We start from the raw sequence: 12,862 nt of genomic DNA, 5'->3' as shown, positions 1-12,862 counted from the left end.
TGCCGCCGAGGTGTCACGCCCACATCGGGAGTCCTGATCCACCTGTCAAGATTGTCCTGACGGACTTTCTAGAGGTGGGGAAGGGCTTCGTCATCGCGCGCCTCGCGGCGCTGTTCGAGCCAGAAGAGGTAGCCGCGCAGGTAGTTCTCCAGTCCGTCATCGATGTAGGCGACGAAATCCCGATGCCCCTGAGCTGCATCGTGGTAGTGGCCGAGGTAGCGCGGGTCGGCGTTGAAGCTCCAGTGGGGGTGGGCGTCCGCGCCCCAGTCGGCGGCGATGGCGACAGCCCATTCCCGAACGCGGGCTCGGTCTCGCCACCAGTCGCGGACGGCTTCCACCGTCCAATGGTCGTCACCGTCCCCGTTGTAGCCTCGGTACGACTCCATCCGGCAACCGTGGATCAGCGCCGTGGTCTCGTGCTCGCCGACCGGCTGGCGATAGACGAACTCGGAGCCGAAACCGCCGCCCAGATCATCGTCATAGGCGATGTGATCCGGAGCAGCCAGACGCCCGACAGCCATGCTGTCGGTTTCACCGGCGTAGAAGGGGCCCGGAACGTTGCGCCAGTTCCGTTGTTCCCACGCGCCCGTGAAGAGTTGCTCCGCACACTCCCCGAGGTCCTCCATCACCCGTCGCGCTGTAGGGAGCGGATTCCAGTAGCCGATCACGGTCCCATCTTGCCCGTCTGGTGGACGACAGTCGCTCAGAGACGGAGGTGCGCTGCTTCTCGCCTGTGGTGTGATGATGACGCAACGACCGGTCATCAGTGGCCCGTTGAGGGCCTGCTGGTCGACTCCGGGAAGGAGGGACGTCGTGTCCCAGGAGGAACGTGACGCCAGACTGGGCCTGACGGGCCTGACCGGCGCGGAGAGAGAAGCTCGTGTCCAGGAGCTGAGGCGGCACATCGAGCGGGAGAAGGCCGCGGCGAGGGCCGCACTGCAGGCGGAGCGAACGCGCAGGGCAGCGGCTGCCGGAGCGTCCGCACCGGCGCACATCAGCGCGGAGCGCGAGGACAAGGGCACGGACGCCTGAGGCCTCCTGAGCTGCGCAGCGCAGCGAGCCGGGTACGGGGACGGCGCGAGCGAGGCTCCTGACGCACCTTCCGTAACACGCTTCACCGGCCGGCTTCGTCCCCCAGGAGCGCCCGCCCGAGGTCCACGGCCACGTAGTGGACCTCGCGGCCGTAGCGGTGTCCGGTGACGAGGCCCGCGTCCCGCAGCACCGCGAGGTGCTGCGAGACCGCGCCCGGGGTCAGCCCGGTGCGGGCGGCCAGCTGGGTCGTGGTGGCCGGGGCGGTCACCGCGGCGAGCAGGCCGGCCCGGCTGCGCCCGAGGAGCCGGGCGAGCCCGTCGCCCGCCCCGCCCGCGCACCCCCACAGCGTCCCCACCGCCCGCGCCGGATAGATCACGCAGGGCGGCACCGCGCCCCGGCCCGGGACCAGTCGGCAGCGCCCGGTGAAGGCGCTCGGCACCAGGGTCACCCCACCCCCGCGCAGTCCGAGTTCGCCCGGCGGGAACTCGGCCGAGACGAGCCGGTCCCCCGTCCAGGCGAGGGTGCGGTGCAACCCGGCGAGTACCTCCCCGATACCGTCCTCGGCCAACTGCCGGGTCCGATGGGCGATGTCCGCCTCCAGCAGGGCCCGGATGCGCGGCCAGTGCGGCCGTACCGCCGTCCGCCACCACGGCAGGACGACCTCCGCGGCCTCCGGTGCCGCCGCGGCCAGCTCCTCCTCGATCCCGGCCAGCGGGCAGCGCGGAGGCGGCACCGTGTCCAGGTCCAGGCCGATCCCGAAGCCGGGTACGGGCGGATGGCCCCCGGCCGCGCCGAGGGACTCCTTGATCCAGGGCAGATGGAGGGCGTACCGCCCGGGATCGGCCACGGCGCGCACTCCGGCGACGGTCTCCCACAGCGGTGAGACCGCGAATCGTACGTTCGCCAGGTCGTCCAGCTCGAAGCACACGGCGCCCATGTCCGTCATCACCCCTCCCCGCCTCGCGGCATCAACTTTCAGCCCAGACTAAAACAATTGTCGGACCCTTCCCGGACCGGTGATCTTACGGTTCATGACGCTCTCTCACCCCCGCGAACAGCCGGCGAGCCCGGCATCGGCCTCGCACGCCGAAACCCCGCCGCCGGCCGAACACGCCGAACGCCCGGCCTCGCTCCCCGCCTTCCGCCGTCTGTGGGCCGCCGACACGGTCAGCCAGGCAGGGACCGCCGTGACGCTCCTCGCCCTCCCGCTCGTCGCCATCGCGACGCTGGACGCCACGCCTTTCCAGGCAGGTCTCCTGGTGACCTGCGAGTACCTCGCCTTCCTCCTCGTGGGGCTGCCCGCAGGGGCCTGGGTGGACCGCTCGCGCCACCGCCGCGTGATGATCGCGGGCGACCTCGGCCGGGCGGTGCTGCTCGCGTCCGTCCCGGTCGCGGCTCTGCTGGGCGTCCTGACGCTGCCGCAGCTGTACGCGGTCGCCTTCGGGCTGTCGCTGTGCACGGTGTTCTTCGACGTGGCCGCGCAGAGCCTGCTGCCCCGGATGGTGGACGGCGAGCGGCTGGTGGAGGCCAACGTACGGCTGGAGACCACCCGCAACCTCGTCCAGGCGGCCGGACCCGGGGTCGGCGGCGTGCTGCTGGCCGTGGTGGCGTCACCCGTGGCGCTCGCGCTCGACGCGTTCAGCTACCTGGCCTCGGCACTTCTGCTCGCCCGCATCCGGCAGGCGGACACCGTGCCGGGCCCGGACGCCGCGCTCGGCACGGGTGCGGGGGACAGGGATCCGGGGGACAAGGGGCGCGCGGGCCTGCGAGCGGAGATCGGCGCAGGGCTCCGCTTCGTCTTCCGGCACCCGCTCCTCAGGGCCGTCACCCTCGCCTCCGCGATCTCGAACTTCTGCGGCACCATTGGCGCGGCCATGCTGATGGTGCTGCTCGCCGGCGAGCTGGAGCTGTCGCCGCTGTGGTGCGGACTGGTCTTCACCGCCGAGGCGATCGGCGGCCTGCTCGGCGGGCTGCTCACCGCCCGTCTGGCCGCCCGCTTCGGCACCGGCCTGGCGATGGGCGGATCCGTCCTGCTCAGCGGGGTGCTGTGGCTGGCGGCGGTCCCGTCCTTCCAGGCCGACTGGCGGTTCGCGGTGGGCGTGGCGCTCCAGGGCCTCGGCTGGGCGGCGTTCATGCCCTTCAAGATCGGCGCGGTGACGCTCCGGCAGCGCGTGTGCCCGCCCGATCTGCTGGGACGGGTCACGGCGACGGTCCGCTTCGTGGTGTGGGGGACCATGCCGCTGGGCGCGCTCGTCGGAGGCCTGCTCGGCGAGCACTTCGGCGCGCGAACGGCCCTGTGGGTGGGCGCGGTGGCCGAACTCTTCGCCGTACTGCCACTGCTGTTGTCCCGTCCTGACGGGAAGAGCGAGGGTCTGCCGGCTGATCGCCGACGGCGGACAGGGCCGCGACACGATGCCGAGTGACTTCCCCCACCCAAGGTGAGCGCTCACCGAGCTAGCCGACAACTTCATGGCTACGCGATCGACGACCTGCGGAACGCCCTTGGTACCGACGGTGACAAGTCGGAGGCTCAAGGCGACCCGTGCTTCGAGGAACTCCGGTCGGACCCTCGCTTCCAGGAACTCGTCCACATCCCGACGCCCCCGCCGGCCGAGACCGCATAGCAAGCCACGCGGCACCCACCCCGTGTATGCCGCAGCTGCAGGAGAGCAGGCCTCGTCCCCCGGGCTCTCGTGCGCACTCCCTCTCCGTTCGCGCGCCTTGGCCCGTTCGCGCGTTTTCATGCTCCGTCCGGGCTGTCAGCCAGCCCGGACGGATCACGCCGGAAGCCGACGGCAGTGGCGCGTGGTCGGCTGTGCTCGGCTGGTTGCGGTCCCATGACGGCCGGCTGTACGCGCAGAAGGAGGAGTCCCCGATGTCTCGTCGGTATGTCCCGGCCGTCCTCGGCCTCGTGGCGGGCGCCCTGGTGGCGGTTCCCGTCCCGGCCGCTCAAGCTGCCACGGTGCAGGTTCGCTGCTCGGTCCCGGATCTCGTCGCGGCGATCAACGCCGCGAACAGCTCACCTGGACCGGACACGCTCCGCCTGACGCGCAAGTGCACGTACAGGCTGACAGCGCCGGACCCCGTGAACCCCGGCAACGGGCTGCCGGCGATCGCCAGCGACATCACCATCGACGGGCGTGGAGCCACGATCAGGCGGGACGGGCGAGTGAACAACGTGCCGAAGTTCCGGATCCTGTTCGTCGGACCGACGGGAAACCTCACGCTCACGCACACGACGATCAGTGGTGGCTTCGCCACGGACTGCCCTGCCTTCCCCGACCCCCCGGGCCTGGCCTGCGGCGGCGGCATCTCCAACACCGGAACGATGAAGGTGACCCGCAGCAAATTCATCGGCAACACAGCCCGGTCCGACGTGTTCGCCCAGGGCGGCGCCATCGACAGCCCCGGCACCGGAAGCGTGAGCGAGACCGAAGTTGCCGGAAACCACGTCATCTACAGCGGGAGCGCCGCCGGTGGCGGCGCCGCCGGCGGCGCCATCGCGAATGACGGCCCGCTGACGGTCACCCGCTCCCGACTGACCGGGAACACCGCGAGCGTCACCGCGGACACCCAGAGCACCGCCTTCGCGGCCGGCATCATCAGCTTCGCCGAGACGACCGTCGAGGACACGGTCATCAGCAAGAACCGTTCCTTCGCCCCGGGCGGATTCGCGCGTGCCGCCGTCTCCAACGGCATCCCGGCGCCCGGCAGGCTGACCGTGACGGGTGGCGCCATCAGCCACAACACATCGGACGCGCCGCACGGTGTCGCCCAAGGCGGCGGCATCGCGAACAACGGCCTCATGACCGTCAGCAAGGTGCAGGTCGGCTACAACCGGGCGGTAGCCAAGGACGGCACCGCGCGCGGTGGCGGCGTCCGCGTGGGCCCCTTCGGCACGCTCGACCTGACCGACAGCCACATCACCGGAAACACCGCTGACGCACCGAACGGCACAGCTCAAGGCGGCGGCCTCGACAACCCGGACGGCGGCACCCTGACAGCCAGGCGCAACAAGGTCCTTCGGAACACGGTCACCGCCAAGGACGGCACCGCCCAGGGCGGCGGCCTCTACCACGCCGGGGGAACCACAGGGCTGGGCACGACCACGCTGGAGGACAACACCATCACCCACAACCGGGCGGGCGACGGCGGCGGCATCTTCAAGGCCTCCGGCACTCTCACTCTGGACGGTGATGTCATTCGCGACAACCAGCCGAACAACTGCAGCCCGACCGGGGCGGTCCCGGGCTGCACCGGCTGACGGCCCCCGAGGCAGTTCACCCCGCCGGGCTCTACGGCCACGGTGCCGGGAGCCATGCGGAACCTGGCGCGGACCGGTGCGGCAGCTGCGCCTCAGCGGCCGGCACCAGGTCCGGCCACCTGTCCTGGACCAGCGCCCCGCAGCGGGGCTGCAGCACGGTCCCGCCCGGGCATCGAGGCCGTGTAGGCCCTGGTTTTGCAGGGCTCCACGCCCTTCGGGGCGGTGCTGGTCGGCCGACTGACCGAGGAGTTCGGCGCCCGGTCGGGCCTTTGGGCGGGCTGGTCTCCGCCGCCGCGCGATCGCCGCGTACGCCGTCCGCCGCCTCCGGCCACCCCGCCGGGCCCGGCGCCGGACCCCGCCGGGCCCGGCGCCGGACCCCGCCGGGCCCGGCGCCGGACCCCTGAACCGGGGCGGGGCGCCTGTCAGACGGGCTGGGCGGCGAAGATGAAGAGGCCCCCGGCGCTGCGGACGGCGGCGTACCCGTTCGTCGTGAACTGCGGCATCTCCTCGATACCGGAGGCCAGCAGCTTCTTGTCGTTGGCGCCGAGCGCGGCTCCGGTGCCGTCCACATACGCGTAGAGGACGCCGTTGCCCGGGAGGGCGCGCGGCGTGATCGTCACCTCGTCCGCGGCCTGGCGCCACAGCTCCTTGCCGGTCTCCGTGTTCCAGGCGACCGCGCCCTTGCCGTACTGCACCACGGCGGTCTTGCCGTCCGGGGAGATGGCGAGGCCGTCGTCATCGATGGTGCCGTTGGTGTCGATGCCCGGCCCCTCGGCGAGCCGGCGGCCGCTCTTGACGTCGATCAGCGTCATGACCGCTTCGGAATCGCCGTAAGAGGACCATTCGAGGAGGGCCTTGTCGCCCTGGTACGGCATCAGCCGCGCACTGGTCGCCTTGTCCGAGGTGACCAGCTTGGCGATGGCGGCCGGCGGCGCGAGGTCCTTGGTGTTCCACGCCTTCTTGCCCGTGCGGATGTCCGTGGCGGTCAGCCAATCGGCGGAGGGCTGGTAGGAGATGTCCTGCTGCGAGAAGTAGCCGAGACCGGAGCCGACCGTCCCCTGGAGATCGACGTGCGAAGCCTCGCTGGTCAGGGTCTCGCCGTCACCGATCGGGATGAACCTGGAGCCGCCGGAGCTGCCGGCGTCCACGAGGTAGCCGTTCCGGACCGGGGTGGACATGTGGGTGTCATCGTCGAAGGAGGAGCTCCCCAGCTTCTCTCCGGACGGCGCGTACATGGTCAGCACGGTCTGGGTCGAGGCCTTCTTCAGGCCGCTCGCCGGGGTGTCGACGCGGTTGCGGATCAGCAGCGCCGGCGAACCGTCCCGCCACTCGCCCACCTGCGCGAGGGCCACCGCCGAGGAGGACGTGGACCCGTCCTCCGGGGGGAGGGCGAAGTCGAACTTCTTGCGCAGCTTGCCGCTCTTGGCGTCGAGGAGCCGGGCGGTGAAGGTGCTCGTGCCCGACTGCCCGTCGCTGTAGCCGGTGACGATGACGGCGTCCCCGACCGTGCAGACGTCGCGCTGCGACGTCTCCTTCTCGGACGCCTTGCTCGCGCAGTTCCCACCCCCCTCGTTCGGCAGGCTCCAGGCCGGCTTCGCGGCCAGCCCGGGCACCGGCTTGCCCTGGTAGACCGGGGTCTTCGGCGTCGCGGGCGCGGACTCCGTGACCTTCCCCGTCTCCCCGCCGCCGGGCTTGGCATCGGAGTCCGCCCCTCCGGAGCACCCGGTCACCAGCCCTGCGGACAGCACCAGACCGAGTGCCACCGTCGTACGTATGCGATTCAAATCCTTGACCGTCTTCCCTCTTGAGTGATCACGCCCAACGGAGCACCTTACTTCGATCAAGACCGGCCCTGGGCCACACCTCGAGCGCACCGTTGCCGACGAAGTCCCCTGCCGCAGGCTCGACTCCCCACGAATCCCTTGAATCCAGATGTCACGCATCGGGGTGCTCCCCGTACTGAGCAATGCCGGCAGCAGCCGGTGACGATGCGCTTCGCTGGACTCTCTGGGGGAACGCGAGGGAAGTCTCACTGCAGCGACGCCGCCAAGGACTCCTTCTATGACCACGACCGGCAACCTTCTGCGACTCTGCCCACCGCCCGCCCGTGTGTCGGTCATCGACTGGCCGGCCGTCGAGCAGTCCCTCGGCATGCCGCTGCCCGCCGACGACAAGCAGATTGCAGACGCCTACGGCCCTGGCTCCGTCTGAGGGTTCCTGCACCTGTACCACCCGCTCGCGCCAACGCGGTGGTGGTGCAATCCAAGGACTACCGCTACTCCACCAACCACCAGGGGTCGTGCAGCTCGGTGTGTGTTCCGCGGGTCGTGGTTGTGCTGCGACTGTCGGCGGTTCGTGGTCGGCATGGGGCCGGTCAGGTCGACCCATTCGGTGTCGTCACGGCAAGGTGACGCCGCTGCTGGGAACCTGCGGCCCTCGGTGGCCGGCGTGGACTCTTCTTGGTCTCGGCCCACTCACGATGCGGCAGCTGGCGCTGCTGTTCGGCTGTTCGCCGGCGACGGTGTGCCGGGTGATCCAGCGGCTGCGGCCGCTGCTCGCGATCGAGCCGGCCATCTGTTCGGCCGCCGCGGTGGAACCGGCTGTGGATCGTGGGCGGCACTCTGATCCCGGTCCGTGACCGGAAGGTCGGAGCGTCCTCACGTAACCACCGGTTCTCGGTGCACGTGCAGGTCATCATCGACGCCGGCACCAGGCTGGTGATCGCCGCAGCCCGGCCGGTGCCCGGCAACACCGCGGAGGCGAGAGCATGGCGGGACTCCGGCCCGGCCGCTTCCTGCAAGGGGCGGTACTGGTCTTTGCTGCCCTGGCGGGGCCGTGGGCGCACGCGTGAGGTCACTTCAATGGTGCCGATCGTGGTCGGTCGAGGGATTTCTGGGGCTCGCCTCAGTGGGTTGGCGGAGTCGAGCGGGCATAGCGCGACGCGAGCCAGCGCAGGTGGGTGACCAGTTCCTCCGGCTCGGTGGCGTCGAAGTCGAAGTCGAGCATGCCCAGGTAGACGGCGAGGGTCTGCAGTGTGTCGGCTCCGGTGGTCAGGACACAGGTGTCGGCGTCGATAGCCTCGACGGTGCCGACCGCAGGGTTGATCTGCTCGATCACCGCCGTCGCCGGCGCATGAACGGTCACGCGCGCGTGGTAGCGCCAGGCCGCGCTCGACACCCGTTGGGAAACGTACGAGGTGACGTCGCCGCCGGGCAGTTCACGCTCAGCGAAGCGCGGTCCTGTCGGGGTGCGGGGCTGGATCCGGTCGATCCTGAACGTACGCCAGTCCTCGCGCTCGACGTCCCACGCAACCAGATACCAGCGTCGTCCCCAGTTCACCGCTCGGTACGGCTCCACCACGCGGCGGGTGGACGAGCCGACGTGGTCCAGGTAGTCGAAGCGCAGTTGTTCCCGGTCGCGGCAGGCGGATACCAGAGTGGTGAGCACCTCTGCGGAGACGATCGGCGCCGGATGGTCGGCGGGCACGGCCACGGTGTGGGTCTGCAGGGCCCGCACCCGTCGGCGCAGCCGCGAGGGCAGCACCTGCTCCAGCTTGACCAGCGCCCTCAGGGAGTTCTCCTCGGTGCCTGGGACAGCGCCCTGCGCGGCGGTGCGCAGCGCGATCGTCACCGCGACGGCCTCCTCGTCGTCGAGAAGCAGCGGGGGCATGGCTGCCCCGGCACCGAGCCGGTAGCCACCGGTGGATCCGCGTGTGGCGTCCACGGGATAGCCGAGCTCGCGCAGTCGGTCGATGTCGTTGCGGATGGTGCGGCCGCTCACCCCCAGGCGCTCGGCCAGTTCAGATCCCGGCCAAGCCCGTGGGGTCTGCAGGAGGGAGAGCAGGCGCAGCAGGCGTGCGGAGGTATCGAGCATGAGGGCCAGCCTGTTGTGTAATTAGGAATGTAACGTGCCTACATCGAGAATACTGTTGCATGCATGGAGATCAGCAGCAGCATCGACGCCCGGATCCACCCGTACCGCATCGACATTGCGCAGGATGAGCTCGACGACCTGCACCACAGGCTGGCCCGTAGCCGCTGGGGCAGCGAGATTCCCGGGACCGGCTGGAGCCGTGGCGTCCCCACCGACTACCTCAAAGCCCTGGCCGCGTACTGGGCCGACGGTTTCGACTGGCGCAAGGTGGAGGCGGAGCTCAACGAGTTCCCCCAGTTCACCACCGAGATCGACGGCCAGAACATCCATTTCCTGCATGTCCGTTCGCAGAACGATGCGGCTGTCCCGCTGCTTCTGGTGCACGACTGGCCCTGCTCGTTCATGCAGTTCGTCGATGTCATCCGACCGCTGACGCAGGACTTCCATGTCATCGTGACGTCCACGCCCGGCACGGGCTTCTCCGGTCCGCTGGGTGAGGCCGGCTGGAACACCGGCCGCATCGCGGGCGCGTTCGTGGAGCTCATGGGCCGGCTCGGTTACGACTCGTACGGCGTTCAGGGCACGGGTGGCGGCGCCTGGATCGTCACCGAGATGGGGCGCCAGGCACCGGACAAGGTCGTCGGCGTCCACGTGAACGGCCTGATCACCTTCCCCTCCGGGGACCCCGCAGAGTTCGAGGGGCTGACCGGGTCCGAGCAGGAGCGGCTGGCCCGGCTGGAGAACTTCCAGCAGGACAAGATGGGCTTCAACGCCATCCAGTCCACCCGCCCGCAGACCCTCGCCTATGGGCTGCATGACTCGCCGGTCGGCCAACTCGCCTGGATCGTGGAGAAGTTCAAGGAGTGGACGGACCCTGCAGCTGAGCTGCCCGAGGACGCCGTGGGCCGCGACCGACTGTTGACGAACGTCAGCGTCTACTGGTTCAGCGGTACCGCCGGCTCCTCGGCGAACCTCTACTACGAAGCGGGCCACGACGCGAGTGCCTGGGCCCCGAAGGCGCGCGGCACCGTCCCGACCGGCGTGGCCGTCGCGCTGGGCACGGACGTCGCCATCCGCCGCTTCGCCGAGCGGGACCACCACATCACCCACTGGAGCGAGCTTGAGCGCGGAGGCAACTTCCTCGCGCTGGAGCAGCCGGAGGAGTTCGTCACCGACGTCCGCGCTTTCTTCGCCGGACTCGGGGCCTGACACCCGCGGTCGGCACGCGTGAATGCCCTGGCCGTCCCCGCCCAAGCGGCGGGCGGGGACGGCCAGGGCCGAACGAATCCGGGGCGAGGCACACGCGGTGCCGCGGTCCCTCAGAGCCGTGAGCTACGGGCCTGGGAGTCTCCGTCCATTCGGCTGGTGGGCAGTTCGCCGCAGTCGTGGGTGTAGAGCCAGGCCGTGGCCTTGTCGAAGAAGAGGGGGACTGCCACCGGCATCACCAGATCGCGCATCCTCCGCGCGAGCGGGCCGGCCGTCTTGGCGTCACGGTTGCCCGAGGCCGCCTTGACCATCTTGGCGATGCGGACCGAGCGGGCGGCGTCGTACGCCGAAAGGGCGGCGGGCACCGAGGGTTCCGCGACCAGTGACCGGGCCAGGACCATTGCGTCCTCCAGGGCCATCGATGCGCCTTGACCCGCGCCGACGGGGTGTCCGGCGTCGCCGAGCAGCGCGATGCGGTCGTTGTGGCGGACCGGGACCGCGCCGAGCTTGTGCATCAGGGTGGGGCGGTGCAGTTCGACAGTCGCCGCAAGGATCGCGTGCGGCACCTGCTCGTGCCGGTAGAGCCCGGTCAGGCGGCGATGCCACTCCTTCTCGGTGAGTCCGAGCTCCGGCTGCGCGGGACACGAGACCTGGGCCGACCACCAGACCTTGCCGCCGGGGGCGGCGAGGTGGATGAAGGCGCCGTTCCGTGCGAACGTCATGTTGAAGAAGCCGGGTTCGGTCTCGATGCCTTCGGCGATGCCCGAGATGCTGTAGATGCCCGCGTACTCGGGAGTGGGCGCGTGCGGGTCGAGCACCGACCGAGTGGCCGACCAGATGCCGTCCGCGCCGAGGAGCAGTGACGCCCCTTCGGTACGACCGCTCGCGAAGACTGCCTGTACGCCCGTCCCGGTGGTGACCGCATCCACCAGGCGCTCACCTGTGACGACGGCAGCTCCGGCCGCCAGCGCCTCCGCGCGCAGCGCTTCGACCAGGTCGCCCCGCATGAGAGTCACGCTGTGCAGCGTGTCGCCTCTCCGCCGACCTCGCGGCACGTCACCCAGCAGCTTGCCCGAGCTCGACCACATGCGCTGGCCGGGCACGTCGATCCCGGCACGCTGTACCCGGTCCAGTACGCCGAGGGAGCGCAGTACGCGCAGACCGTTGGACGCCAGGCTCAGGAACGAGCCGACCTGGCCCGCCGGCTCGGCGTACGCCTCGTACAACGTGACCTCCATGCCAAGCCGTCGTAGCGCAAGGGCACTTGCCGCACCCGCCACTCCTCCGCCGACCACGATGACGTTCATGCATACCCCCTGAATCGAAATTCAGTGAATCTGCATTCACTGAACTGTGGTCCACAATGAGGCAGGGGGAGGACGCACGTCAAGCCCGACGAGAGGACTCACGTGATGGGCGTACGCAAGGAGAAGGCCGCCGAGACCGAGGCGGCGCTGAAGGACGCGGCCCGGCGGCTGTTCGCCGAGCGCGGCTATCTCGACACGAAGATCACCGACATCACCCGCGAGGCAGGGCGCGCCACCGGCTCCTTCTACGCCCACTTCGCGGACAAGAACGCCCTGCTCCGGGCCCTGATGGAGAATCTGAACGCACAGGCCGACGCCGACATCGGCGCAGGCGGCCACCCGGTCGACCACGATCTGACGGACCCCGACCAGCTGCGCGACCATCTCGCCGTCACCTGGCGGGTCGTGCGCGAACACCTGCCGGTGGTCGTGGCCCTGATGCAGACCAACTTCGCCGGCCCGCCCGGCGAGGGCCGCGCATGGGCGAGTCTGGCCGCAGAGACGGCGACCCTCCGCGAGCACCTGGAGTGGCTCCGCGGGCGCGGCCACCAGCTGCCGGGCGACCCGGCGCTGGTCGCCGCCGCCATGGGGGCGATGGTCTCGATGCTCGGGTTCGCCGTCATCACGGCACGAGCGGACGGCCCGAAGGCGACCGACGAGGAGATCGTCGACACCCTTACCACCCTGCTGCTGCACGGCCTGGCGGGACCCGCGCCGGGGGCGAGCCGCCCCCGCCGCTCACCCCGTGAGACCCCTGGCCCCGGCCCCACCGCCGAGGACACCTACCGTGCCCCGTAGGTGGCGGACTTACCAGGACGTCCACCTGTACGGCCGCCCAGCGAGCCCCCCCGTACGGCAATGGCGCGGCCGTCTTCCCCCGCGACGCCGGAGCAATCATCGAGCCGACCACCGTCGCCTCACCGGAGGGCTGACCCAGACCGGCGTGATGGTCTGCGGGGGAGCGCCAGGGAAGAGCCGTCATCTGGTTGTCAGCGGTGGGCCCCGAGTGGCCTGGTAGTTGATGCTGACAGGGCGTGGCGGCGGCCTGGTGCCGGTCGGCCTCATCGAGAAGCAGGTCGATCGGCTGAGCAGCGTCCAGAGCGGCTGACCGGCTGCGTGCGCGCTGCTCGCGACACCTACCGCAACTGCCTGGACAACCTCACCACCTGACGAAACTACC

Annotated in this window: 11 protein-coding genes and 1 pseudogene; 7 read left to right on the top strand and 5 right to left on the bottom strand. The window is 70.4% G+C overall.

Features of this window, described 5'->3' with window-relative positions; genetic code table 11:
* Nucleotides 1–68 precede the first annotated feature (68 nt).
* On the bottom strand, nucleotides 69–668 hold the full coding sequence (locus tag OG514_RS32600; protein WP_266901075.1) for a hypothetical protein: 600 nt from the start codon (nucleotides 666–668) through the stop codon (nucleotides 69–71).
* A 145-nt stretch (nucleotides 669–813) separates the two neighbouring features.
* On the opposite strand from OG514_RS32600, the gene OG514_RS32595 reads away from it, so the two are divergent.
* Entirely contained in the window at nucleotides 814–1,032 is a 219-nt protein-coding gene (locus tag OG514_RS32595) for a hypothetical protein (protein ID WP_266901074.1), read from the top strand.
* Between the two features lie 82 nt (nucleotides 1,033–1,114).
* Here OG514_RS32595 and OG514_RS32590 read toward each other — a convergent pair whose 3' ends face one another.
* Nucleotides 1,115–1,978, bottom strand: a complete 864-nt coding sequence (locus tag OG514_RS32590; protein ID WP_266901073.1) for an ArsR family transcriptional regulator — start codon at nucleotides 1,976–1,978, stop codon at nucleotides 1,115–1,117.
* Between the two features lie 85 nt (nucleotides 1,979–2,063).
* On the opposite strand from OG514_RS32590, the gene OG514_RS32585 reads away from it, so the two are divergent.
* Together OG514_RS32585 and OG514_RS32580 are read left to right on the top strand one after the other, a co-directional pair.
* On the top strand, nucleotides 2,064–3,455 hold the full coding sequence (locus OG514_RS32585) for an MFS transporter (RefSeq protein ID WP_266901072.1): 1,392 nt from the start codon (nucleotides 2,064–2,066) through the stop codon (nucleotides 3,453–3,455).
* Between the two features lie 227 nt (nucleotides 3,456–3,682).
* Nucleotides 3,683–5,296 carry a hypothetical protein gene (locus OG514_RS32580; protein ID WP_266901071.1) on the top strand — a complete coding sequence of 538 codons (1,614 nt, stop codon included), beginning with the start codon at nucleotides 3,683–3,685 and terminating at the stop codon, nucleotides 5,294–5,296.
* 422 nt (nucleotides 5,297–5,718) lie between these two features.
* On the opposite strand, the gene OG514_RS32575 is transcribed toward OG514_RS32580, so the two are convergent.
* Nucleotides 5,719–7,080, bottom strand: a complete 1,362-nt coding sequence (locus OG514_RS32575) for a PQQ-binding-like beta-propeller repeat protein (protein WP_266901070.1) — start codon at nucleotides 7,078–7,080, stop codon at nucleotides 5,719–5,721.
* A gap of 277 nt (nucleotides 7,081–7,357) precedes the next feature.
* Here OG514_RS32575 and OG514_RS32570 point away from each other — a divergent pair, with 277 nt between their 5' ends.
* Both OG514_RS32570 and OG514_RS32565 read left to right on the top strand, forming a co-directional pair.
* On the top strand, nucleotides 7,358–7,507 hold the full coding sequence (locus tag OG514_RS32570; protein WP_266901069.1) for a hypothetical protein: 150 nt from the start codon (nucleotides 7,358–7,360) through the stop codon (nucleotides 7,505–7,507).
* A 262-nt stretch (nucleotides 7,508–7,769) separates the two neighbouring features.
* Nucleotides 7,770–8,079 (top strand): annotated as a pseudogene (locus tag OG514_RS32565) (transposase family protein); the annotation flags it as partial.
* A gap of 121 nt (nucleotides 8,080–8,200) precedes the next feature.
* Here the strand turns inward: OG514_RS32565 and OG514_RS32560 are convergent.
* Nucleotides 8,201–9,169 (bottom strand): YafY family protein, encoded by a 969-nt coding sequence (locus OG514_RS32560; protein ID WP_266901068.1) that lies wholly within the window; start codon nucleotides 9,167–9,169, stop codon nucleotides 8,201–8,203.
* 63 nt (nucleotides 9,170–9,232) lie between these two features.
* On the opposite strand from OG514_RS32560, the gene OG514_RS32555 reads away from it, so the two are divergent.
* Entirely contained in the window at nucleotides 9,233–10,378 is a 1,146-nt protein-coding gene (locus OG514_RS32555; RefSeq protein ID WP_266901067.1) for an epoxide hydrolase family protein, read from the top strand.
* Between the two features lie 110 nt (nucleotides 10,379–10,488).
* On the opposite strand, the gene OG514_RS32550 is transcribed toward OG514_RS32555, so the two are convergent.
* A complete protein-coding gene (locus OG514_RS32550) occupies nucleotides 10,489–11,682 on the bottom strand; it encodes an NAD(P)/FAD-dependent oxidoreductase (RefSeq protein WP_266901066.1) in 1,194 nt (397 codons plus the stop codon).
* A 105-nt stretch (nucleotides 11,683–11,787) separates the two neighbouring features.
* Here OG514_RS32550 and OG514_RS32545 point away from each other — a divergent pair, with 105 nt between their 5' ends.
* On the top strand, nucleotides 11,788–12,480 hold the full coding sequence (locus tag OG514_RS32545) for a TetR/AcrR family transcriptional regulator (RefSeq protein ID WP_266901065.1): 693 nt from the start codon (nucleotides 11,788–11,790) through the stop codon (nucleotides 12,478–12,480).
* The last annotated feature ends 382 nt before the right edge of the window (nucleotides 12,481–12,862 follow it).

This window comes from Streptomyces sp. NBC_00572 (assembly GCF_026341815.1).
GTDB lineage: Bacteria > Actinomycetota > Actinomycetes > Streptomycetales > Streptomycetaceae > Streptomyces.
The sequence above is the reverse complement of the archived record's forward strand: the minus strand, read 5'-3'. Positions and strand labels throughout refer to the sequence as shown.

Bases quoted from the DNA above. Each gene is read 5' to 3' on its own strand.
- OG514_RS32590 (WP_266901073.1), bottom strand. From the start codon at position 1,978: ATGACGGACATGGGCGCCGTGTGCTTCGAGCTGGACGACCTGGCGAAC.
- OG514_RS32585 (WP_266901072.1), top strand. From the start codon at position 2,064: ATGACGCTCTCTCACCCCCGCGAACAGCCGGCGAGCCCGGCATCGGCC.
- OG514_RS32580 (WP_266901071.1), top strand. From the start codon at position 3,683: ATGCCGCAGCTGCAGGAGAGCAGGCCTCGTCCCCCGGGCTCTCGTGCG.
- OG514_RS32570 (WP_266901069.1), top strand. From the start codon at position 7,358: ATGACCACGACCGGCAACCTTCTGCGACTCTGCCCACCGCCCGCCCGT.
- OG514_RS32560 (WP_266901068.1), bottom strand. From the start codon at position 9,169: ATGCTCGATACCTCCGCACGCCTGCTGCGCCTGCTCTCCCTCCTGCAG.
- OG514_RS32555 (WP_266901067.1), top strand. From the start codon at position 9,233: ATGGAGATCAGCAGCAGCATCGACGCCCGGATCCACCCGTACCGCATC.
- OG514_RS32550 (WP_266901066.1), bottom strand. From the start codon at position 11,682: ATGAACGTCATCGTGGTCGGCGGAGGAGTGGCGGGTGCGGCAAGTGCC.
- OG514_RS32545 (WP_266901065.1), top strand. From the start codon at position 11,788: ATGGGCGTACGCAAGGAGAAGGCCGCCGAGACCGAGGCGGCGCTGAAG.